Source organism: Cytophagia bacterium CHB2 (genome assembly GCA_030263535.1).
In the GTDB taxonomy this organism is placed as follows: Bacteria; Zhuqueibacterota; Zhuqueibacteria; order Zhuqueibacterales; family Zhuqueibacteraceae; genus Coneutiohabitans.
Genome location: SZPB01000019.1, coordinates 1 through 22,172 on the forward strand (window position 1 = coordinate 1; position 22,172 = coordinate 22,172).

At 55.2% G+C, this 22,172-nt stretch carries 15 protein-coding genes; all 15 read right to left on the bottom strand.

Translation table 11 applies throughout. The annotated features are described in order from the left end of the window. On the bottom strand, nucleotides 1–8,271 hold an 8,271-nt coding region (locus FBQ85_03670), incomplete at its 3' end, for a hypothetical protein (protein ID MDL1874255.1). 129 nt (nucleotides 8,272–8,400) lie between these two features. Continuing rightward, nucleotides 8,401–8,889 carry a hypothetical protein gene (locus FBQ85_03675; protein MDL1874256.1) on the bottom strand — a complete coding sequence of 163 codons (489 nt, stop codon included), beginning with the start codon at nucleotides 8,887–8,889 and terminating at the stop codon, nucleotides 8,401–8,403. 572 nt (nucleotides 8,890–9,461) lie between these two features. After that, nucleotides 9,462–10,586: a tetratricopeptide repeat protein gene (locus FBQ85_03680; protein MDL1874257.1), complete on the bottom strand. Its 1,125-nt coding sequence runs from the start codon at nucleotides 10,584–10,586 to the stop codon at nucleotides 9,462–9,464. 68 nt (nucleotides 10,587–10,654) lie between these two features. Beyond that, the gene (locus tag FBQ85_03685; protein ID MDL1874258.1) at nucleotides 10,655–10,996 is read right to left on the bottom strand and encodes a zinc ribbon domain-containing protein; all 342 of its coding nucleotides are present in this window, start codon (nucleotides 10,994–10,996) and stop codon (nucleotides 10,655–10,657) included. 162 nt (nucleotides 10,997–11,158) lie between these two features. Next, nucleotides 11,159–12,010: a CPBP family intramembrane metalloprotease gene (locus FBQ85_03690; GenBank protein MDL1874259.1), complete on the bottom strand. Its 852-nt coding sequence runs from the start codon at nucleotides 12,008–12,010 to the stop codon at nucleotides 11,159–11,161. Nucleotides 12,011–12,299: 289 nt separating this feature from the next. After that, nucleotides 12,300–13,859, bottom strand: coding sequence for a T9SS type A sorting domain-containing protein (locus FBQ85_03695; GenBank protein MDL1874260.1), 1,560 nt, complete (start codon nucleotides 13,857–13,859; stop codon nucleotides 12,300–12,302). Nucleotides 13,860–14,054: 195 nt separating this feature from the next. After that, nucleotides 14,055–15,260: a pyridoxal phosphate-dependent aminotransferase gene (locus FBQ85_03700; GenBank protein MDL1874261.1), complete on the bottom strand. Its 1,206-nt coding sequence runs from the start codon at nucleotides 15,258–15,260 to the stop codon at nucleotides 14,055–14,057. A gap of 187 nt (nucleotides 15,261–15,447) precedes the next feature. Further along, nucleotides 15,448–16,437, bottom strand: coding sequence for a phosphate acetyltransferase (gene pta / locus FBQ85_03705; protein MDL1874262.1), 990 nt, complete (start codon nucleotides 16,435–16,437; stop codon nucleotides 15,448–15,450). Next, a complete protein-coding gene (gene coaD / locus FBQ85_03710) occupies nucleotides 16,434–16,916 on the bottom strand; it encodes a pantetheine-phosphate adenylyltransferase (protein MDL1874263.1) in 483 nt (160 codons plus the stop codon). Before coaD ends, pta begins: the two co-directional genes overlap by 4 nt. A 2-nt stretch (nucleotides 16,917–16,918) precedes the next feature. Further along, nucleotides 16,919–17,470 carry a 16S rRNA (guanine(966)-N(2))-methyltransferase RsmD gene (gene rsmD / locus FBQ85_03715; GenBank protein ID MDL1874264.1) on the bottom strand — a complete coding sequence of 184 codons (552 nt, stop codon included), beginning with the start codon at nucleotides 17,468–17,470 and terminating at the stop codon, nucleotides 16,919–16,921. 4 nt (nucleotides 17,471–17,474) lie between these two features. Then, a complete protein-coding gene (locus tag FBQ85_03720; protein ID MDL1874265.1) occupies nucleotides 17,475–18,533 on the bottom strand; it encodes a hypothetical protein in 1,059 nt (352 codons plus the stop codon). 40 nt (nucleotides 18,534–18,573) lie between these two features. Next, nucleotides 18,574–19,539 carry a hypothetical protein gene (locus tag FBQ85_03725; protein ID MDL1874266.1) on the bottom strand — a complete coding sequence of 322 codons (966 nt, stop codon included), beginning with the start codon at nucleotides 19,537–19,539 and terminating at the stop codon, nucleotides 18,574–18,576. A gap of 175 nt (nucleotides 19,540–19,714) precedes the next feature. Then, entirely contained in the window at nucleotides 19,715–20,143 is a 429-nt protein-coding gene (locus FBQ85_03730; protein ID MDL1874267.1) for a ComEA family DNA-binding protein, read from the bottom strand. Between the two features lie 16 nt (nucleotides 20,144–20,159). After that, nucleotides 20,160–21,296 carry a molecular chaperone DnaJ gene (gene dnaJ, locus FBQ85_03735; protein MDL1874268.1) on the bottom strand — a complete coding sequence of 379 codons (1,137 nt, stop codon included), beginning with the start codon at nucleotides 21,294–21,296 and terminating at the stop codon, nucleotides 20,160–20,162. A gap of 21 nt (nucleotides 21,297–21,317) precedes the next feature. Next, complete coding sequence (locus tag FBQ85_03740; GenBank protein ID MDL1874269.1) at nucleotides 21,318–22,103, bottom strand: nucleotide exchange factor GrpE; 786 nt, start codon at nucleotides 22,101–22,103, stop codon at nucleotides 21,318–21,320. Nucleotides 22,104–22,172 lie beyond the last annotated feature (69 nt).

Here is a 22,172-nt window from a genome sequence, read left to right on the forward strand (position 1 = left end):
AATAATCGTAGGATTGCCGGCGTTGGCCGCAACGATATAATCGCCGGTTTTGTCGAGCGGGCCTTGCCGGAAGTGCAAGCGCACACTGTCAACGGTAGCACCGGCGGAATTGCTAATGCCGAGATTGTTGGCAATGCGCACCGTCACTGCGAGATTTGTCTGGCCGCGCGACACGGTATCACGCACTGCCGTCACCGATTGTACTGTCAAATTCGCCGGCCGCTGCACGGTCCATGTATCTTTATTGCCGGCATTGTTGGCGCTCACCGGCGTGCCGCTGATGTCGCCCGCAATCGTGCCGTTCAGCGTAATCAATTCGAGCGCCGCACCGGGATTGACCGAAACAGTGAAAGACAAGGTCGCAGACGTATTGCCTAAAATTTGGTTCGGATTGCCCGCGCCCGCAGTCACGCTGTAATCAGACGTACGATCGACCGTGCCTAGAAAAGTCAAATTCCCGATGATATTCTGAATCGTGGCGGTGCCCAAATTCTGCACGGCCATACTGACGTTAATGCCGCTCTGGCCTTGCGTGACAAACTGCGGATTGGTCGAAATACTCGTAATGCTCAAGCTGCCGAGCGTTATCTGCTGGCTGCCATTCGCGCTCAAGCCGGCAGAGACGTTGACCGTCGCCTGGCCGCCCAGCGTGCCCGCGCGAAACGTGAATTGCAAACGGCTGGTAGCATTGGTAGTGATTTGATGGCCGGCGGTTTCGCTGTCGGCATCCGGCTCGACGATGGAGCCAAACGCAGTGGGCGAAATCGAAACGGTAAAAAATTTGCCGGAGCCGACATCGTTGCCATCGCCGTCTTTTATGATCGAACTGGTGAATACCGAGGTGGCAACGCCGTCAGCCGGCAGGTTAGACGGAACCGGCGTCAAACTGATGCTCCCTTTCGGCACGCCCGGAAAAACGGTGATCAAACCGGTTTCATCGAAAATGCCCGGGCCGTACGTTCCAACCAATCTGCCATTAACCGAGCCGTCAGCAGCAGCGGCAGTCGGCGAAAAGGTGAAGGATGAGCCGGTGCCGCTGGCCGGCGGCGCCAGCGAGCCGGTACGCGACCAGGTTACCGAAACATCGCCCAAATAGTTGTTGCCAACGTCATAACCAGCGGCATAAACCGTAATCTGCTGATCGGCAGTCATGGTTTGGCCCGGATATTCCTGGCCACCATTGTTGGGAGCAGTGCGTAAAACGATGCGCGACACTTGACCGAGATTGACGCGAATCGCGCCGCTGTTGGCGCTGCCGATGGCGGCATTGGGATGAACCGCACGAATCGAGCCGGTGCCTTCGGTTTGCGCGGTGAACGTCGTGGAGGTGCCGCTGTTTGAGTTCAAATTTCCAATGGGGCCGTCCACGTTCCAGGTCACGGCTTCATCCGCGATGTAGTTGTTGTCGCCGTCAAAACCGCCGGCATGCACTTGCAAAGTCTGTCCGGGATTCAACGTGACGTCACCCTGCGGCGAGGTTTCGCCAACCAAACCGCTGAGCACGGCAATGCGCTTGAGCGCGCCCACATTCACGGTGATCGTGCCGGTGGTATCAAATCCGACCGCATGCGTGGCGCGAATCGTGCCATTGATTGAGCCATTCGTTGCGCCCCGGGTTGGCTGAAAAACGATTGCCTTGCCGGTGGCAGAAACCGCCGGCGCCAGCGTGCCTGCGCTCGACCACGTCACAACTTGATCGTCGATGTAATTATTGTCGGCATCATAACCCGCCGCATGCAGGGGCAATTCGCCGTCAGCCGTAATCGTCCGAGATCCAAACTCAACGCCCGAACCGGAGGGGCCTTCCACCACTTTGACATAATTCAACGCGCCCGGAGTGACGGTGATCGTGCCCGTCAAATCTGTGCCAATCGCATGCGTCGCGCGAATTTGGCCTGCGCCGACTTTTGTTGCATTCAAGGTAGTTGTCACGCCGGTCGTGGGCGCCAACACGCCGATGGCGTTGGTCACTGTCCATGTCACTGAAACATCGCCGCGGTAATTGTCATCCGCATCAAATCCGCCCGCTTTTACCGTCAGGCTTTCGTCTGTGGTGAGTGAATCGTCTTCCACCACCGGCGTATTGCCGGTTCCGGCAGCAAGAACTTTGATGTGATGCAAGACGCCTTCGGTAACCGTAAGCACGCCAGTGGAATCATCCGCGACCGAAGCATGATCCGCGAAAACTTTGCCCTGGCCCGGACGCCGCAAGGTTAATGTCGTGGAGGTGCCGGTCGAGTTACTAAACGTGCCGAGATTGTTGCTGACGCTCCAATTCACAATCTCATCTTGCAGATAATTGCCGTTGATGTCATAACCGGCGGCATGCACATCCAGCGTGCCGTCGGTGGTGAGACTAAGATCGCCGAGGGGCTGGCCATTGCCGCTCAAGCCGCGCACAATGTGAATGCGCGCCAAGCTGCCGGACTGCACGGTAATCGTGCCGGTGGAAGCCGCTCCCAATGTGCCATGTGTGCCGGTAATGACGCCCGAGCCGGGTGTCACCGCGGTCAGCGTCGTGGTCGGGCCGACCGAGGTGCTCAAGGTGCCGATGCCGCCACTCACCGTCCAGCTCACGCTCACATCGTCGATATAGTTATTGTCATTATCGAAACGGCTGGCATGCACGGGCAACGTTGCGCCGGTAGAAACAGTTTGTGGCAAAACTTCTAGAGTGTTGCCCGAAAAATTGCTCAAAATTTTGATGCGCTGTGGCGTGCCCTGGATTACGGAAATCACGCCAGTGCTGTCATTCGGCACTAAGGGATCAGGGTGATCTGCAACGATACGTCCGCTGCCCGGCGTGCGCGGATCAAAATCCGTCGAGGTGCCCACCGTGGGCGTTACCACGCCGATGCCGTTGCGCACCAGCCAGGTCACCGATTCATCGCCGAGATAGACGCCCTGCGCGTCATAACCCGCAGCATGCACTTTCAGCGACCCGTCCGTGGTCAAATTCCGGTTGCCGACGGGATTGCCCGGCCCGTTTGGCCCTTCAACAATCCGAATAAACGCGAGATTGCCGGCATTCACCGTGATTGTACCGGTGGAATAATCGATCAAGCTTGCATGATCTGCGGTGATCTGGCCGTTGCCAGCATTGTTCGCCGTGAAGCGCGTCGATATGCCGGAGGCCGGATTCAAACTGCCGATGCCGCCGGTCACCGTCCATGTCACAGATACATCGTCAATATAGTTGTCATCAACATCGAAACGGGCTGCGTGCATGTCAAACGTGCCGCCCGTCGTCAAATTCAGCGTCGTCACCGGACTGGTTTCACCCGAGAGGCCTGCCAGGATTTTTACGCGATAAGGCGCGCCATCCGTGATCGTGATCACGCCCGAGCTGTCATCAATCGCGCTGGCGTGATCGGCCACGATGCGGCCCGTGCCGGTTTTTTGTGCTGTGAACGTGGTCGCGTTGGCGCTCACCGGTGAAACCACGCCAATGCCGCTGGGCTGCACCGACCAGGTAACAGTTTGATCCGCGATATAATTATTGTTCACATCATAGCCAGCAGCGCGCACCGGTAGAGTCTGATCGGCATTCAGCGTTCTGGCAAACAACTCTGTCCCATTAATTTCCACCACGCGCACACGGTGCAACGGCCCGGGCGTCACGTTGAAGGTGTTGGACACACCGGTTTTGCCGCCACCGCTGACGTTGAGAGTCAAATTGTTTTGCGCTTTAAGGAGCACGGCATTCGGCACTGTCACTGTCGTGCCGTTCATCGGCACGGACACGGGCGAGAGCGTGCCGGTCGCTTCCGAAAGCGTGAGCGTGCCATTGAAGCTGACATCGTTACCGCTGCCGTCTCTGGCGGTGATGGTAAAACTGAACGGCGCGCCGGCGGCCTGTGTGCCGATCTCCGAGAATACAAAACGATCCAACCCGGAGGCATTGACGTTGAATTGATTCGAGGTGCCTAGATGCCCGGCGCCGTCATTAACCGTGATTTGTTTGCTGTTTCCCGCTTGCGGAATGGTTACGACTTGCGTGCGCGTGCCGGCGCTGAAAGCGCTGCTGGTGGTCGGGGTTATCGTGCCGGTGTTAACGGCAATGCTTACCGTACCTGTGAAGCTCGTCACCGGATTGTCGAACGCGTCCTGCGCCGTGAGAATGAGAGGGAAACTCTGCCCGGCCACTTGATCCGAAAGCGGGGCAATCGCGAATTTGGTCAACGCCGCGTGGCTCACGTTGAACGCATTCGAACTGCTTGATTTTCCCAAGCCCGTGACGGTGAGAACATCATTCACTGCGCTTTTGGTGATCGTGAAATTCTGCACCAACTGCCCGGCGCTAAAGGGATTACTCGTTACCGGTGTAATCGAGCCGGTTATGTCCGACACCGTCACCGTGCCGTTGAAACCGGTTACGATGTTGTTGCTGGCGTCTCTTGCGATAATCGTGACGGGAAAGGCGGTGCCGGCAGTTTGATTACCGATGGTGCTGATTTCGAAACGATCAATGGTCGTTGCCGTCACATTGAAGTTATTCGATGCGCCGGTTCGTGCCGGCACGCCGCCGCTTACCTCGATGCGGTTGGCCGTGCGTGCCTGCGTTATGGTCACGCTCTCACTGCGCGCGCCGCTAACAAAGGCGCCGCTGCTCGTGGGCGTAATCGTTCCAGTTAAGTCCGAGATCGACACCGTGCCTGCAAAACTCGTAACAGGATTTTCATTGGCGTCCATCGCACGCAACGTGATGGTAAACGGCGCGCTGGTGGCTTGATCAGTTATTGGGTCGATCGTGAAGTGATCAAGGGCCGCCGGATTCACATTAAAAAGACTCGACATACCGTTGACCGGAGGGACTCCGCCGCTAACCGTCAATTGATTGTCCGTGCGCGCCTTCAATATCGTGATACTTTGTGAGGTCAATACGCCTGCACTGAAGGCGCCGCTAGTGATATTGATTGGCGGCGAACTCAAATCGGTGATCGTGACGGCTTGCACAAAACCGGTCATGGTATTATTGAATTGATCCTGCGCCGTGATACGGATATTGAACGGCGTGCCCGCTGTCTGAGAGCCGATGGGATTGCCGCTGGTATTGGTGATGCTGAAGTGATGCAACAAATCCGGATTAACCGTGAAGGCATTTGACTGCACCGCCTTGCCGCTGCCGCTCGCCGTGATCACCACGCCTGCCTGCGCCTTGGTGATGCGTGCATTCGTGATGGTCTGCGCCGTTTGATTTGCGAACACCAAACTCGAAGCGGTCAGCGTACCGGTATTATCCGTCAGTGTCACCGTGCCGTTGTGCAAAACATCATTATTATTGACATCTTTCGCTCGCACGGTCACACTGAAATTTTGTCCGGCGGTTTGCGGTGAGGTGATGGGGGGGTCGATCACAAAATGATCGAGCACACCGGCATTCACCGTGAAGGGGTTGGAATCTTGATTGAAGCCGCTGCCTGAAACCGTTATGACCCGGCTTGCGCCGGCATTCGAAATGCTGACGCTGCCGTTCCACACGCCGTTGATGAAATTGCCGCTCGCATTCGGCGAAATGCCGCCGCCGGTCACGCTAATGCTCACCGTGCCGGTGAAGCCGGTCACCGTGTTTTCATTCGCATCAACCGCAGTGACGATCAGCGGAAACGCCACCCCCGCGATTTGCGGTGATGAAATATTCGCAATGCGAAAATCCGCCAATGCGCCGGCATTCACCGCAAAATTATTCGAGCTACCGTTGCGCGCGGGCGAGCCGCCGCTCACCGAAATCGCGTCTGCGCTGGAGGTTTTAGTGATGTTAACCGTGAGTGAAGCCAGCTCGCCGTTGGTGAAATTACCGCTGCTGGTCGGCGTTATGCTCGCGGTTGTATTGGAAAGTGTTACGCTGCTATTGAAGTTGGTGACGAGGTTGGCGAACGCATCGCGCGCAATAATTTTAATCGCAAAGTTCGTCCCGGCAACCTGACTGCCGATATTGCCGCCGGCAGCGCTGATCACCTCGAAACGCTCGAGCGCCGCATGCGTGACATTAAAACTGTTCGACTGCGCCGGCTTGGCGCTGCCGCTGGCATTGATCACCACATTGCTCTGCGCTTTTGTGATGTTTGCCGTGCTGATCGTCACAAAAGCTTGATTCGTGAAAGTCACACTATCAGGCTCAAGCGTGCCAGTATTGTCGGTCAATGTTACCGGCCCGGTGAATAACACATCATTATTATTCGCGTCTTTTGCGCGAATCGTCAGGCTAAAATTCTGCCCGGCAGTTTGATTGGGGATCGTATCAATCACAAAACGATCAATGCCGCTCGCCGTCACTTCAAAGGCATTCGAAACATCGCTGCGCACGCCATCGGAAACCGTAATCTGGCGGCTCACGCCGACATTCGAAACACTCACGCTGCCGTTCCACACGCCCGCCACAAAATTACCGCTGGTCGCGGGAGAGATGCTGCCGCCGCCGCTTACGGAAATATCCACCGTGCCGGTGAAACTGGTGGCAATGTTCTCATTCGCATCAACCGCCGTGACGATCAGCGGAAACGCGACTCCGGCAGTCTGCGGACTGCCCACCGGCGCAATGCGGAAGTCCGCCAAATCCCCGGCATTCACCGCAAAATTATTCGAGACGCCGTTTGTGCCGCTGGCAGTATGCGTTGCCGTAATGGCATCCGCGCTGGCAGTTTTCGTGATCGTTACGCTTTGTGAGGCGAGGATACCCCCGGAAAAATTGCCGCTGCTCGTCGGGCCAATGCTGGCGGTTGTGTTGGACAACGTTACCGCGCTGCCCGCGCCGGAATGCGAAACAACAATATTGTTGTATTGATCCTGCGCAACAATTTTAATCGCGAATGCCGTTCCCGCGGTTTGACTGCCAATATTCAAGTCAGAAGTGTTGGTGACGTCAAAGCGATCAAGCGCAGCATGATTGACGGTAAAGCTGTTGGATTGCCCGGTTTTCAAGGCGCCGCTCGCGGTGATCACCACGCCGGCTTGCGCTTTGGTAATCACAGCATTGACGGTTTGCGAGGTTTGCCCGGAGAACACAACGCTGGTGGGGCTTAACGTGCCGGTATTGTCTGTCAACGTCACCGTGCCGGTGTGGGGAATGGCATTGCCGCTGGCATCTCTTGCGGTGACGGAAAACAAAAACGTATTGCCGGCAGTCTGCGAGACGGGAATCAGCGAAAATTCAAAACGATCGAGCGCGCCGGCATTCACATTAAACAAATTCGATTGGCCGGTTCTGCCGCCGCCGGTAACCGTGATGCGATTGTTCGCCGCGGGTTGCATGATGCGCAGCGTTTCGGTGCGCACGCCGAGACTAAAGGGGCCGCTATTGGAGGTTGGCGTCACGGTTCCGGTAAGATCGGAAATCGTGACCGGCCCGGCGAATGTTGGAATGGTGTTATTCAGGGAATCTTGCGCCGTGATCGTCACTGCAAATCCGGCGCCCGCAATTTGCGGGGTTGAAATGTTTGAAATGGCAAAATGGTGCAACGCCCCGGGATTCACGGTGAACGCATTCGAGCTGCCCACGTGATTCAAGTTGTCGCGCACGGTAATGATGCGCCCGAAGCCTGCTTTCGCAATGACAACTTTCTGTGTCCGTTGCCCCAGCAAAAACGTGTCGCTCAATGCCGGTTTGATCGAATCCGCGTTTAGGCTCAGTGTGACGCGCTGCTTAAAACTTTTAACCAGATTCTCATAAATGTCGCGCGCAGAAATATTGATATTGAAGGAATCGCCCGCGGTTTGCGTGGCCACGCTGTCAATGGTGAAATGATGCAGCGGCGCTGGAGTAATCACGCAATATGCCGAACGCGCTGTGTCGATTTGCACGCCCCCGGCATTCAACGTTTCCACAAAAATCCGGAAGCTGTCCGCCAGTGTCGAATTATAGACGAGGGCGAGGCTAAACACTGCCGTGTCGCCGGGCGCCAGCGCCGCGCCGGTGCCGTCGCGCGTGAGTGTGACCGCGTGATTCGTGTCCGCAATCACGGAATAGCCCCCGGTCAGGCCGCTGTCGTTGAAGGCTGCGGTGATGGTCGAATCCACAAAACTCGGCGGAAACGTCAGGCGAATTTTGCCGTTCGCCGGAATACCAATGCCGCCGGCGCCGCCAGTCAAGCTCGTAATGAAGCTGATCCGGTAAAGCGCGCCCTTGCCGGCGGTGGTGTCCGAGGGCGTCACTCTGACCTGGGTTAGACTTCCTTGTCCAAAGGCAGGCGCCACGGCGAGCATCAGCGCCAAACTCAGCGCATGCCACGTTTTCGTCTTTGCCTGCTGCGCGTCAACATTCATGACTTGCATTACCGATCTCACCAAGATTAGAACGTTCAGATAACCGCCCGGGCGCTGCACTCGCCGGGCAGGCGCGCTTGCCGGTTTGAGGCCAGCCGCATACCCATCGAGCAAAATGCTCGAACGGTGAACCGAAGATTAGAATTCAATGCGATAATTTTTTTTGGCCACTTGCACGGTTTGCGCCGCGGAACGGATTTCAATGGCGACTTCGACATTGCTGCCGGGCTGCGCGGGATTCTTGATCAACCCGAGCTGCAACGCGACGTTTTTTCCGGGTGGCACGGCCTCGCCGAGTCCGGTGCGTTGCACGCGCACGACATTCCGGTCGCGCGTCAACTTGAACCCGCCGTTAATGCTGGTCGAGCTGGCCAGGCGCAGCAAACTCAAATCAAGGCCGGAGGGAAATTCCAGCACGATTTCAGCGCGGGAATCAAGTGAATCCTTTGTGGTGAACGAGATTTCATACAGCGAAACCTCGCCTGGCTGCTTGGCGAGGGCGCGCACGTTGATCGGCGTGGCCTCGGCGAGCGTGGTGCTGCGTTGGGTGTTTTGGCTCGATGCCGGGGCAAACGCACCAGCCAGAAACACAACCATTGCGAAGGAAATGACGCGAGGATGATTCATAACTCCTCTCCATGTATCAACAAAGTGACATTGTTTCGGGGTGAGACACGAGTACATCTGTTAAGATTTTAATTTTCATTAACCAGCGCATTTGAATGCAAAACCCAAGCCAGTGAGGCGCTCTCGCGGTTTTTGCAAAAATTTAACGGCGCAACTGAAGTTAGGGAAGGCAATTGCTGTTGGCGGCGGCGGGGGAAGATGCAAAGCCATCCAAGGAGTATCACGGATGAAACATGCGTAATTTGAAATGCCTCAGGGCGTGACAGACTCTGACAATATCCCGGCGCTCAGCAACGGCTGAGCCGTTGCGTACATTTTTTCGGCACCAGATAGGTTGAAGGCTCAAGTTCAACGCAACAATCAAAGCGGTGTCGATGCACGCAATGAGCAAATTGAGAAAACAGAGTCAGAATAAATTTCTAAAGGTAATTCGGCCACAGAATTGAAATCCCACGAAAAGTCTTTTGCTTTTGGTTCTGTATTCTGTGGGATTTTCACTTTTGTGGCCGAGACCTTTGAAGCTGCCGTGCGGCAAGACCAGGGTTTTTAGCCTGTCTGAAAATCCGTTTTGATCATTTAAACAACGCGCGCAGCAGAATCAAAAAGCCCTTGCCGTCGTTCTCGGTGAGTTTGAGATTTTTTTCCGCGCGCTTGAATTTGGGATTGATGCGCAGCGCTTCGCGGAATTCCTCCAGCGCGCGCAAAAACAAATTGCGGCATTGAATCAAATAGGCAATGCCGAGATGATTGTGCAAATCGGCGTAATCGGGATAATCCGAAATCGCCTCGCGCAAATTGTCGGTATAGCGCTGCACGAACGCGTCGTCGCGGCCCTTGCCGCCGTACATGAATTTCAAATAAAACTCGTTCTCGGAGTTGGTCAGCACCTCGGCCTGCATTTCGTCGCGCATCGCCTGCAACTCCGCCAGCGCGCGGCTGAATTCGTTCTTGGTGAGATGCTCGGCGCATTTGAAAATGTGCGAGGTGTCTTTCGAAGGCGGCAACGCATGCGTCAGCTTGCCGAGCTGCTCTTGAATGCGCTTGACTTGCGCGGGCAGAGGCTGGGATTGCGGCGCTTTCACGACGATGCTGGTCAACAGCGTGAGCGCCAGATGCAGATGCGCCCGCAGAAATTTGGGATTGATCTGCAGTGCGGTCTCGCACGCCTGAATCGCCTCGAAAAATTTTTCCTGTTCGAGATAGGCCGCGCTGAGCTGGCAATAGGTGTCCGCATATTTGGGCGCGCGCGCCAGACCGGCGCGCAGCACCTCTTCACTTTTGGTATAATCACCGCGGCGCAGGTAGGCATTGCCCAAATGATTGTAGGCATCGGGCGAATCCATGTTCAGCGTCAGCGCCAATTCCAGCGCGGCAATCGCGTCGTCGAGCAGATTTTTTTCGAGAAAAAGCTGGCCGAGCTTGAGGCAGGAAAGCGGATGTTTCACCTCCCGCACTTTTTCCGAGATATGAAACAACAACTCCATCTCCGCCACCATGTCCTGGTGCACGGCGTGCAGTTTTTTGGAAAGCTGCGCATCTTCCGCGTCGCCGCTTACCGGCACGTCGCGCTGCGCAACGATGCGCCCATGATCGAAGATATGCGAAATGATTTTGCCGTTGCTGGCGGAATGGCTGGTCTGGACGTGAAAGCGGTGGCCGCCGGCTTGCACGTCACTATTCAATCCGAGGTGTGGCATGATTTCTCATTGAATGACAAACATCAAATCAGGCGAAATACGATGACATGAAAAAACGCGTTCAGATATCATTCCGCGGGCTTGACCGGCGACTCTGCTTTCTTCTTCTCACCCTCGCCGGCGCTTTTCTCTTTGCTTGTCTTGCTGTCTTTACTCTCATTGTTCGATTTGTCGCCGGCAGCGCCCTCTTTGGTTTTTCCCGCTGCGCCGGAACCGTCCTTGCTCGATGCGTTTTTGTAGTCTGTCAAATAAAACCCCGAGCCTTTGAAAATCAAGCCGGTGCCGCCGGAGATGCGGCGGGTCACTTTGCCGCCGCAGCGCGGGCAAATTTCCAGCGGCGGCGCTGAGATGCTTTGAAAAAGTTCCGTGGTTTGTCCACATGAGGAACAATCATAATCATACGTTGGCATAAACGACTCCCGAATGCTGAATAAATTTTATCGCGCTGAATTTATGAAAATTTGCATCGGCATCAAAATGAAAAAACGAAGAAATACACTCCCGCCTCTAGACCCGCTTGCCGTCTGCTTAACGGTCTGCTTCATTTTCAGCAAAAGGACTGAGACGGACATTCAGGTTTTCATCGCTCGCGCCTCAACGCGCGGGAGTTTGTTCCAGATGAGCGCCACGAGCAAGGCGAGAGTATTAACCACCACGGCGGGCGGCAAAGCGTTTTCCGGCAGCGCAAGCAAAAGCGTGGGGCGGTTGACCAGCGCATGCACGCCAATGACGAAGAAAAGATTCTGCGTGCGCAGATACAGCCAGCCAAAGAACAAGCCGCCGAACATCAGCCCGGCTTGATCCCCGACTATCGCCAGAGCCGAATCATATCGCCCTTGCCAGATGCGATTGGGCGCGTGCGAAACGGCAAAAATCGCAGCACTGAACAAAATAGCCAATGCCGCCCAAAGCCACGGCCTTTTTTCAAAACGAGTTCGGAGCAGTAACAAAACTTGCGCCAGAAAAAATCCGCGATAGATGATTTCTTCCGCGAGCGCATTGCCGGCAATCTGCCCGGCAAACTCGCTGATCTTGTAGCGCACGCCTGGCTCGCTCCAGGAAGGATCAAATTGCACGGCCGTGTTGGCGGCCAGCGCGAAGGCAAGAAAAAACACGTTGAGCAAAAGCCAAATCATTGCGGCATAAAGCAACCCGGCGCCGAGTTTGGAAAGATCAATACCAAAGTGAAACGGGCGCAGTCTACCCACGAGCATGATAACGGCGCCAGCGATGACCATTATCGATATCCAACCGGCTTGGAAAGTCGCGTTGAGCCAACCGCCGCTAGCGCGCGCAATGGGCTTCCAGGCACCTGCTGGAAAAAACCATTGGTTGATTAAGACGGTCGTGAACAGGACTGCCGCGATGGCCAGCAACAGAACCTGCGGCTTTACTGCCCAGCCGTGATGAATCAGATCCTTCATACGCCTCCCAAAAATGTGAGCGCAGCTTTTTGCAGCCAATGCGGAATCGTGCTCTTCCTTCGAAAGGTTGTTGAATCGTACTTTTTACAACGAAAAATTGCAAAGTTTTCTTGTAACAATCTACCCCGATTTTCAGACAAGCTGAAAATCGAAACTCTTCGAGCAGCTTTGAAAGCATCGCCCACAGAAGTGGAACGGCCACAGAAAGGAAAAAGCCTTTTCGGTGGGATTTCACTCAGTGGGCGAAACACTTTCAGAATTTTGTTCTAACTTTGAGCGCCTTAAGGCTTTATTTTACAAAAACCGCCTTGCGTATCCGAGAAAATTTTCCTGCGGTGATTTTGTAGAAATATAGCCCGCCGGCCAAATCGCACGGCGCGAACGTCACAGTATGATTTCCCGCCGGCATTTCTCCATCCATCAGCGTCGCCACTTCGCGGCCATTCACATCAAACACCTTCAGCGTCACACGACTGTTCACGGGCAATTGAAAACTGATCACGGTGCTGGGGTTGAAGGGATTGGGATAATTCTGCGCCAATGCAAAACCTGCGGGGCGTTCCGCGGGCTTTTCTGTAACTGCGGTCGCGGCGGCAATTTGCTTTTGCAGAAATGCGCCGGCTGGAGAAAGCTGTTTTTGCAGCATCCGCTGAAAACCGGCTTGCTGGCCGCTGCGCAATTTTTGGGAAAAAGACATGTTCCCATGAATGGCGGGATTGTAGGTCAGATAACCGTACAACAGCGTTGGCCAGAAAAACGAGGTGACTCTGACTCTCGAAAAGTGGGAAAGATTCACCAGCGCTTTGATGAATAGCGTATCGATTGGAACCCAGTAATCGAACATGTCGCGCGAATAGATCTCTGCGCTCGTCGCCACCGGATTGGTGATATTGGTCATCTCACCATTGGTGGCTTTGTAGCACCACGCCTCGCCGATGACCAGCTCTTTGTTGTGCGCTTTGGCGAGAGAATCAATTCTAAAAACCACGTCATCGAAGTAGCTGAAATGCGGCGGATAAATGTGATAATCAATAAAATCGATGCCGGTTTGCGCCAGCTTTTCGAAATAAACAAAATCATCCCACGTGCCCGCGCCGGCGCCAATCTGTGTGTTCTTTTTATTCACATGCCGCAGAAAATACTCGGTATAAGCCGCCATGCTGTCCGCCTGAAAATCCACCAACTGCAACAGATTGATCGTCATGGCTTGCGGCTCCATCTCGACTGTGAGATAGTCGGGCGCCAGCCGGTCGATGATGGTTTGCAGCATTTGCATCTTTTCTGTTTTGTAGCGTGTACTGTTCAAACCAATATAAAAATTCTTCACATCATTGGTCAAATTCGGCTCACCGAAAACCGAATCGACAAATGTAGCCTGGCAACCGAGCAAAATCGTGAAGTGCCGCGCTCGCGCCAATTGCACGACATTTTCATAGAACTGAATGTATTTATCGCGATTGGGAAAACCCTCTACGAACATCGGATATTGAATGGTGAGGCCGATCGCGCGTAAGCCGACCATTTCGAATGCCGACAGCATGCTGTCAATCGCGGCCAGCAATTGCGACTGCGTCGCGGGATTGATCAATTCATATCCGCGATTGCTGTTGGCGAGCGACAAATCTTCGCTAAAGGCGGTGCCGTGTTTTTGCCCGTCCCACCTGCTCAAAATTTGGGCGTTGATGCTCTGCAGTTTGGGCTGCAGTTGATTGAACGCGGTTTGCCAGGTCGCCGGCGCTTGGGCAAAAGCCGCTTGCGCCAGAATGAATGCGAAAAGAAGCGAAGTAAATTTTCTCATGATCATTTCCTGTTTGATGATCGGTGAAAATCCGTATTCCTCCGTGGCCAAAGAAAAAACGCCCGGCAGTGAATCGGATATAACAATCCCCTTGCCAGTTTTAGTAAGATTAAACAATGGCGTTAACTGGCAATTATTTCTACGCTGGGATATGTGATGACAAACAGGAGAGAGAAACGTTCTGTACGGATTGGGACAAATCGGCTGGCCGAACAAAGCCACTCACATCAAACGATTCCTGCGTGGTCAGGAGATATTCGCGATCCGTGCGACTGCGTCACCCAGTTGCCGCATGGCAGCTTGCAAGTTCTCCATCGAATTCGCATACGAGAGGCGCACATGTTGCCGGCTGCCAAAGGCCTCGCCGCCCACCAGCGCCACGCCGGCGTGTTCGATAAACAGATGCACCAGATCGGAGGGAGATGCAATGGTTTTGCCGGCAAACGTTTTGCCCAGCAACGGCGCTATGTTCGCAAAAATATAAAATGCCCCGCCCGGCAGGCGCGCCGAAAGCCCGGGCATCTGATTGATTGCGGCGTGCACAAAGTCGCGGCGTTTTTCAAACTCGTGGCGCATCGCGAGCAATTCTTGCTCATTCATGGCAAGCGCGGCGCATCCGGCCTCTTGCGAGATCGAGCACGGATTCGAAGTGGTGTGGCTTTGAATTTTCGCCACGGCCTTGGCAATTGCCGCAGGCGCAGCAACGTAGCCCAGGCGCCAGCCCGTCATGGCATAAGCTTTCGAAAAGCCGTTTACCAGAATCAACTGATCGTGCAACTCGGGAAACGCCGCCAAGCTGCACGTCTGCACCTCGCGGTAGACCAGTTTGATATAAATCTCATCCGAAAGCACGAAGATTTGTTTGCGCCGGATCACCTCAGCGAGCGCCTGCAATTCCTCTTTCGAATAAACCGCGCCAGTCGGGTTGCTCGGGCTGTTCAGCAATACCAGTTTCGTCCTGGGCGTGATCGCCTGCTCCAGCGCTTGCGGCGAGATTTTGAAATCGTCTGCTTCCTGGGCGGCAACGATTACCGGCGTCGCGCCGGCCATCTTCACTTGTTCGGGATAGCTGACCCAATACGGCACCGGCACGATCACTTCATCGCCGGGATTGCAGAGCGCGAGCAGCACGTTGTGAATCGCTTGTTTGGCGCCGTTGGACACGACGATTTGATGCGAAGTATAATTCGCGCCGCTGATCGTCTTGAGATGATTGCCAATGGCTTCGCGCAGCGCCAGCGTGCCGACATTGGGCGTGTATTTGGTTTTGCCGGCGCGAATCGCGGCAATGCCCGCGGCTTTGATTTCTTCGGGCGTGTCAAAATCCGGCTCGCCGGCGCCGAGATCGATAACAGCCTTGCCCCGGCGGCGCAGTTCGGCAACCAGCGTGGTGATCGCAAGCGTTTCGGAGGGTTGAATGCGTTGGCAGAAGGAAGATTCTTGAAATTGCATGGGCCTTTAAGACTTAAATGAAGGATTCAATCAACAATATTTTGGGGGAATGCCATTTAAACAACATGCCCATTTCCTACGACCGCTAATCACCGCGAATGTACGCTAATATTTTTCAAATTCGCGCATAATAGCGTTCATTCGCGGTTTGAGATATGAAAAAGTTGTTTTATTCTGGTTCCTTAAATCATCGCATTTCTCCGGCCATGATCGAACAAATGCACGCGACATTGACAATATCCTTCACCGAGCAGCCGCGGGAAAGATCATTTGCGGGCTTCGCCAAGCCCTGTAAAATCGGGCCAATGGCGTCGTAACCCGCCAAACGCTGCACGAGCTTGTAAGCAATATTGCCGGCATCGAGATCGGGGAAGATTAAAACGTTTGCCTCACCCTTAATCGTGCCTGCCGGCGCTTTGCGTTGCGCAATCTCTGGTACGAGAGCGGCATCGGCTTGCAGCTCGCCATCAATTCTCAAATCCGGGCGCAGGCGCTGCGCGATTTGAGTTGCGGCCCGGACTTTCTCAACGCGGGCGTGTTGGGCGCTGCCGTTGGTTGAAAACGACAGCAGGGCAACTGCGGGCGCTTCGCCGGTCAGCTTTTGGTGCGTGGTCGCTGCCGTTACTGCAATCTCCGCGAGTTGTTGCGGCGAGGGATCAGGCACCACAGCGCAATCCGCAAACGTCAAGACTTTGCCGCTTTGCGGAGACACCATCGCGAACGTGCTCGACACCAGTGAAATGCCCGGCGCGATGCCGAGGAATTGCAGCGCCGCGCGCAAAACTTCCGAAGTCGAATAAACCGAACCTGCCACCGAACCCTCGGCCTTGCCGGCTTTGACATAGGCCGCAGCAAAATAAACCGGCTCGTGTAATTTGGCAAGGGCTTGTTCGAAGGTGAGGCCTTTGTGCTGAAATTCCGCATGATGCTGCGCGGCCCAGACATGAATTTCAGGATATTGGCGCGGCGCGACGATTTCAAGGTTTTGCCAGGAAACGCCGCTTTGTTGCGCCGCCGCGGCAATCTTATCCGCTTCGCCGATCAGAACGGGATGCGCCAATTGCTGTTCGGATAAATATGCTGCCGCACGCAAGACTCGCGGCTCGGTCGCTTCCGGAAAAGCGAGGCGCCGGGGACGTTGCCGCGCACGCGCCTGAAGAGTTTCCAAAAAATTCATGCTTGCGCCAGCTTTTGCCGGATGCGTTCATTCACCGCCGCCGGCACAAAACAAGTCACATCGCCGCCGAAGCGGGCGACTTCCTTGACGATGGTGGAATTCAAATACGTGTATTTCTCGTTCGCCGTCAAAAATACCGTGTCCATGCCGTGTGAAATTTTGCGGTTGATCAGCGCCATTTGCGATTCATACTCAAAGTCGGAAATCGCGCGCAGGCCGCGAATGAGCACGCTCGCGCCCCGGCCTGCGGCATATTCCACCAACAAACCGGAAAAGCTTTCAACGCGCACGTTGGAAAAATGCCGCGTCGCCTCCCGGAACATCTCGAGCCGTTCCGCCACACTGAACATCGGATTTTTAGCGGAATTCGTGGTCACTGCAACGACAACCTGATCGAACAACATGGCCGCACGCTCGACAATGTCAAGGTGGCCGTTGGTCACTGGATCGAATGTTCCGGGATAGATCGCCAGTTTCATCGTTATTCTCGCCGGTAGAATAGCAGTTTGGTTTCACCAATGCGTCGCTCCGACAGGAATTGCAGTCCTGGAGGTGGAGCCGGCAGATTAATGCGGGAAGAAGTTTCCAGCACGAGCAGACCGGCCGGTGTAAGAATAGGATTCGCGGTGATCAATTGCAAGAGTCGATCGTAGCCGCTGAAATCATACGGTGGGTCAGCCAGAATCAAATCATAAGGCGGGCGCTCGTCCGCCCGGCGCGCCAAAAAAAGAAACGCATCATCGACCATCACGCGCGCGTGATCTTCGAGATGCGTTTTGTGCAAATTGGTTTGAATAAGACGGGCGTGCTGCCGGTTCTTTTCAAGAAAGTCGACCCACGCCGCGCCGCGGCTCAATGCTTCGATTCCCAACCCGCCGGCGCCGGCAAATACATCCAACACGCGCGCACCGGCCATGCCCCGGCCCAAAACATCGAACAGAACGGTGCGAACACGACTGCTGGTGGGGCGAACCTGCCGGCTGGCCGGCGTCAGCAGGAGATGCCCCTTCCGCGTGCCGGCGATCACTCGCATGCGCTTACAGCATCTCGACCAGGTTGAAATTCATCACCAAATCCAAATTCTCATCGCTGAACGTTTTGTGATCGCTCGGACACAGGATGATTTTGGTGATGGAGACATTCGGGTTGGCATTCATGAATTCTTGCATGAAGGCCTGCACCCCGGCGTTCGAGCCGGCAACATGAATTTGCATGGGAACGCCCGCGCCGCTCGCTTGCCCGGCGCGCTGGTTCTTGATGCTCAAACCCTGCTGCTGCGCCAAATCGCGGAGCCAGGTGGAAAACTGCTCGCTGCCCAGACGGTTGAGCGTGCCTTGAAAGCCCGCCAATCCAGCGCGCGCATCCATAGCCCCGGCCACCAGAACCTTGCGCATGGCGCCGCCGGTGCTCGGTTGCTCGGATTCTGATACGGTTTTCAGATCGCTGGGCGAAACATTCGCTTGCATGGCGCTGGTCAAACTGCTGGTCACGTCGGAAGAGGGTGAGAGGAACTCGACCAGGAAGCGGTTATTGCTATCGCCGTGATAGGTAATCAGCGTAAATTGATTGGGAGCGGCGAACGAACGCACCAATGACATCACGGCCCACATGCCCGTGCGGGTGGAAGCGATCACCTCCTGCTCGCGCGGCGACAACTGCGCGAGCGCCTCTTCACCGGAGGGTGCCGGCGGCACGCTCATTTCAGCGGCAGAATCGATGCCGGTGGCCTCGCCCATGGCCAGCGGATCTTCTTCCGGCAGGGTCTGCATGGGCGGGATTTGTTGGGTTTTGTTGCCGCCGCGCGGAATCATAAAAAAGACTGCCGTCAACGCAGCGAGAATCAAGCCCAGAACGATCAGATAAGCTTTGGTGCGTGAAGAGGAACCTTCGCCGTAATTTTCCGGAGATTTTCGAGAAAAGGACGAGCCGACGGTGTCACGCTGAAAACTCGCGCCTACGGTTTCGCGGCCAAAGGAGCTTGTGCCGCTCTCGGTCGCCCGCGTGGGCTCCTCGAGATTCACCGTTTTCGCATAATTTTCCTCGCGCTGGCGATCCTCGCTATTGTCGTCGTCTCCTAATAGATTAATGTCGACCATTACCGGCCTCCACTCGATGATAAATGTGATGAGGTATGATTTACAATTTTTTCAAAGCGGCGCCAACCGACGTCATAAACGTTTCCGGATTATCCTGCCAGGCAGAAGCTCCGGCCAAATTCGCCGTTTTCAGCCGTAGAAAGGGGTTGGCACGCTCGATGGGGAGATGATGGCCGTTTTGCAGCGTCTCCACCATGCGCGCCGTGACATGATCGCCGTAAATATAAATGGCGCTCATGTCTTCCACATCCTTGCCGATTTTATTGTCCAGAATCAGGCGGCGCAACTCTTTGAAGATGACGCGCGCCAGATAATCATGATCCATGTGCGCCGCATCGTTTTGATCTTCCAACGAATAGTCAATGTCTTGCGCCACCAGGAACTTGTCATTTTTGAGCAGCGAAATCTGCAAATTCTCTTTGCGCACATCGACCAGGACGATGAAGCCGTTCTCCGGCGCTTGGTAATTCTCTTGCACCACGCGCTGCGCGGCAAATACGTCGACGTCAACCGCGCGCAAGCGCAAATCGGTGTTGTGAAAAATGTCCTTCACAAAATTGATTACGGTTTTCCGTACGATCGCGACGACGACTTCGGCATTTTCCTGCTCGCGGCCCGGCTCATAATATTCATAGGCAACGCTGTAATCGGCCACGGGATTGATCACGCATTGCTCGACCTCCCAATCGACATGATCTTTCAGGCGTGCGCCTTTCAAACTCACGTCCACCGGAATTTTTTTGATCGCCACCAGGCTTGAATCCAGCGAGATGACGGCGTGCCGCGCTTGAAAGTCGGAGACTTCATACAACCGATTGATGTCTTCCGCGAACTTGTTTATCAGCGATGCGTCTTTAAAAGACGAAAAATGCAAAGGCACACGCGCCCGCCCTTGAGCCAACCGGGTCACTTTGATTTCACGATTGGCGCGCGAAACTTCCGTGAGACGCAGCGCCGTATCACGGATACTGACACCCACAATCCCTTGCGTTGAAGCGTCCGTCATAATCTATCCACTCTTTCACGTCACGATACCAACAGATGCGGTTTTACAAAATTGCAACTTTTCAACAGTCTCGCGCCACTTGCATGGAATTCCTGACAGCCGGGTGCATGGACATTGTCTTAAACTATCAACAATCAGTCGATTTTGCCGAAGAAAATCCTGCGTTCCCGGCGCATTATTCCACCGTCACAACTCTTTTAAGCTCGGCCATCCGCTTTTTGCCGATGCCCTTTACGCGCGCCAGTTCTTCCACGCGGGTAAACTTGCCGTTCGCCTCACGCGCCTGCAAGATCCGTTGCGCCATCACAGGCCCGATGCCGGGCAATCGGATCAATTCGTCCAGCGTAGCAGTATTAAGATTGACCCGCTTCGGCGCTTCCCGGGACGGTGTTGCACCCGAAGAATCCATGAGCGCCATCGTGATGGGCGCCGCGCCGGTGTCTGATTCCACCGCGTGTGCAAAAGCTTCCAAAATTGCGACCTGCTGCGGATCGGGCGCGGGCGGCGGCGTTTGTTTGCGATAATACAACAGCAAACACCCGGCGCCGAATGTCACCAGCAAAAACAGCGTGGCGCGCTGCTGCTGTTTCGTGAATCCCCACATGGCCCACCCTCCCAATTTACGTAAACGCCTCCTTCATCTTCTGAAAAAAGCTGCGACTGTCCTCCGGCGGCTTCAGGCCATCGAATTTTGCCAACTCTTTGAAGGCTTCACGCTCTTTCGCCGATAATTTCGTCGGAATCCAGATTAACACGCGCACAAGTTGATCGCCTTTGCCGTAACCATTCAAATGCGGAATGCCCTTGCCGCGCATGCGTAAAATCTTGCCGGATTGCGTGCCCGCCTGAATCTCCAAAATGGCTTCGCCCTCCAGCGTGGGGATCGTGACGTGATCGCCCAACACCGCTTGTGTGATGCTGACCGGCAATTCGTACAGAATATCATCGCCGTGACGCTCGAACTTATCGTGTTCCTTTTCACCCAGCAACACAATCACATCCCCAGGCGCGCCGCCGCGCGGCCCGACCGGACCTTCGCTGCGAATCGTGAGATAATTGCCGGAGGATACGCCCGGTGGGATTTCCACGGAGATGGTTTTTTCTCCTTCGACCCGGCCCTGCCCCCGGCAGGAGTGGCACACTTCTTTGACGATCTTGCCTTCGCCTTCACATTGCGGGCAGGTCGTCACATTGATGAATTGCCCGAAAATCGTGTTGGAGCGCTGGCGAATCTCGCCGGCGCCGCCGCAGGACGGACATGTAACCGGCTTGCTGCCTGTCGCGCCGCCCGAGCCATCGCAGGTGGTGCAGCGCACGAAGGTTTTGATTTTGAGTTTCTTACTGACGCCGGTAGCGACTTCTTCCAACGTGAGATTCAAACGTACCTGCAAGTCGCTGCCGCGCGGGCTTTCGCCGCGGCGCCGAGCGCGCCCGCCGCCAAAAAATTCGCCGAAAATGCCCTCCGACATGAATGTGCGTAGGGCATCCGACAAATCGAATTCAAAATCGCGATACCCCCCGCCCGTTCCGCCGCGCAGGCCAGCATGGCCAAACCGGTCATAGGTGGCGCGCTTTTGCGGATCGCGCAAAACTTCATAGGCTTCCGCGATTTCCTTGAATTGCTCCTCCGCCGCCTTGTCGCCGGCATTGCGGTCAGGATGATATTGCATCGCCAGCTTGCGGTATGCTTTCTTGATCTCGTCATCCGACGCATTCTTTTGCAGACCGAGCGTTTCGTAATAATCTCGTTTGGCCATAGGTGAGTTCTTACCGCAAAACTAAGTTGCTTCGTTCTCGGAACCGGAATCTTCCTTGCTCACAATAACTTGCGCCGCTCGCAGCACACGCTCATTGAACAAATATCCGCGCTGCAACTCATCAACCACGAGGCCGCCCGGCTTGCCAGCGACCGCGCGCTCACTCACCGCTTGATGGAAGACAGGGTTGAATTCCGCGCCCAGCGTCTTCATGGCCTTCACCCCGCGCTCCTCCAGAACCTTGACGAACTTTTGATGAATCAACTGCATCCCGTTCAACAGGTTCTCATAGTCCCTGGACTCGTCTTTCGTCTGCAACGGGCGTTCGAGATCGTCGATGATCGGCAATAGATCGGTGATCAATCCGGCAAACGCATGCTGCAGCCGGTTTTGGAAATCGCGATCCGTGCGCTTGCGAAAATTTTCCATCTCGGCCGCCAGGCGCAGGTAGCGATCCTTCAGACCTTCGTTCTCGCTGACCAGCTTTTCGTTTGCGACTTTCAGCTTTTCCAACTCGGCGCTCGCACTTTTACGCCGCGAAAACAGCTTTGACTTTTTGGCGCCTTCTTCAACTGCCGCTTCTTCGGCATGGCTGTCATCAAAAAAGCTGTCGCCGTTTCCGCCCGCGTCCGCGGCGGCGCCGGCTTTGGTTTCTTCCGCGGCGGCCTCTGCCGCAACCTCTGGAGCAGCCGTATGGCCGTTGCCGCCGGGCGCAGGACTTTTGACCTCGGTCAATTCTTCAAGAGCCTCGGATTCATTCGGTTTTTGCTCTTGTTCCACGAGATTATCTTGAGTATCCTTGTTCATAGCGTATTTACGGTTTGATGAAGTTAGATTTTTCTGTCTAGCGAACACGGCTTCGCCCCCGATAGAGAT

Excerpts from the sequence above, each read along its gene's own strand:
- FBQ85_03730 (MDL1874267.1), bottom strand. The coding sequence starts at position 20,143 with ATGTGGGGATTCACGAAACAGCAGCAGCGCGCCACGCTGTTTTTGCTG.
- FBQ85_03685 (MDL1874258.1), bottom strand. The coding sequence starts at position 10,996 with ATGCCAACGTATGATTATGATTGTTCCTCATGTGGACAAACCACGGAA.
- FBQ85_03720 (MDL1874265.1), bottom strand. The coding sequence starts at position 18,533 with ATGGTCGACATTAATCTATTAGGAGACGACGACAATAGCGAGGATCGC.
- pta (MDL1874262.1), bottom strand. The coding sequence starts at position 16,437 with ATGAATTTTTTGGAAACTCTTCAGGCGCGTGCGCGGCAACGTCCCCGG.
- FBQ85_03675 (MDL1874256.1), bottom strand. The coding sequence starts at position 8,889 with ATGAATCATCCTCGCGTCATTTCCTTCGCAATGGTTGTGTTTCTGGCT.
- FBQ85_03680 (MDL1874257.1), bottom strand. The coding sequence starts at position 10,586 with ATGCCACACCTCGGATTGAATAGTGACGTGCAAGCCGGCGGCCACCGC.
- FBQ85_03725 (MDL1874266.1), bottom strand. The coding sequence starts at position 19,539 with ATGACGGACGCTTCAACGCAAGGGATTGTGGGTGTCAGTATCCGTGAT.
- FBQ85_03700 (MDL1874261.1), bottom strand. The coding sequence starts at position 15,260 with ATGCAATTTCAAGAATCTTCCTTCTGCCAACGCATTCAACCCTCCGAA.
- dnaJ (MDL1874268.1), bottom strand. The coding sequence starts at position 21,296 with ATGGCCAAACGAGATTATTACGAAACGCTCGGTCTGCAAAAGAATGCG.
- rsmD (MDL1874264.1), bottom strand. The coding sequence starts at position 17,470 with ATGCGAGTGATCGCCGGCACGCGGAAGGGGCATCTCCTGCTGACGCCG.
- FBQ85_03740 (MDL1874269.1), bottom strand. The coding sequence starts at position 22,103 with ATGAACAAGGATACTCAAGATAATCTCGTGGAACAAGAGCAAAAACCG.
- coaD (MDL1874263.1), bottom strand. The coding sequence starts at position 16,916 with ATGAAACTGGCGATCTATCCCGGAACATTCGATCCAGTGACCAACGGC.
- FBQ85_03690 (MDL1874259.1), bottom strand. The coding sequence starts at position 12,010 with ATGAAGGATCTGATTCATCACGGCTGGGCAGTAAAGCCGCAGGTTCTG.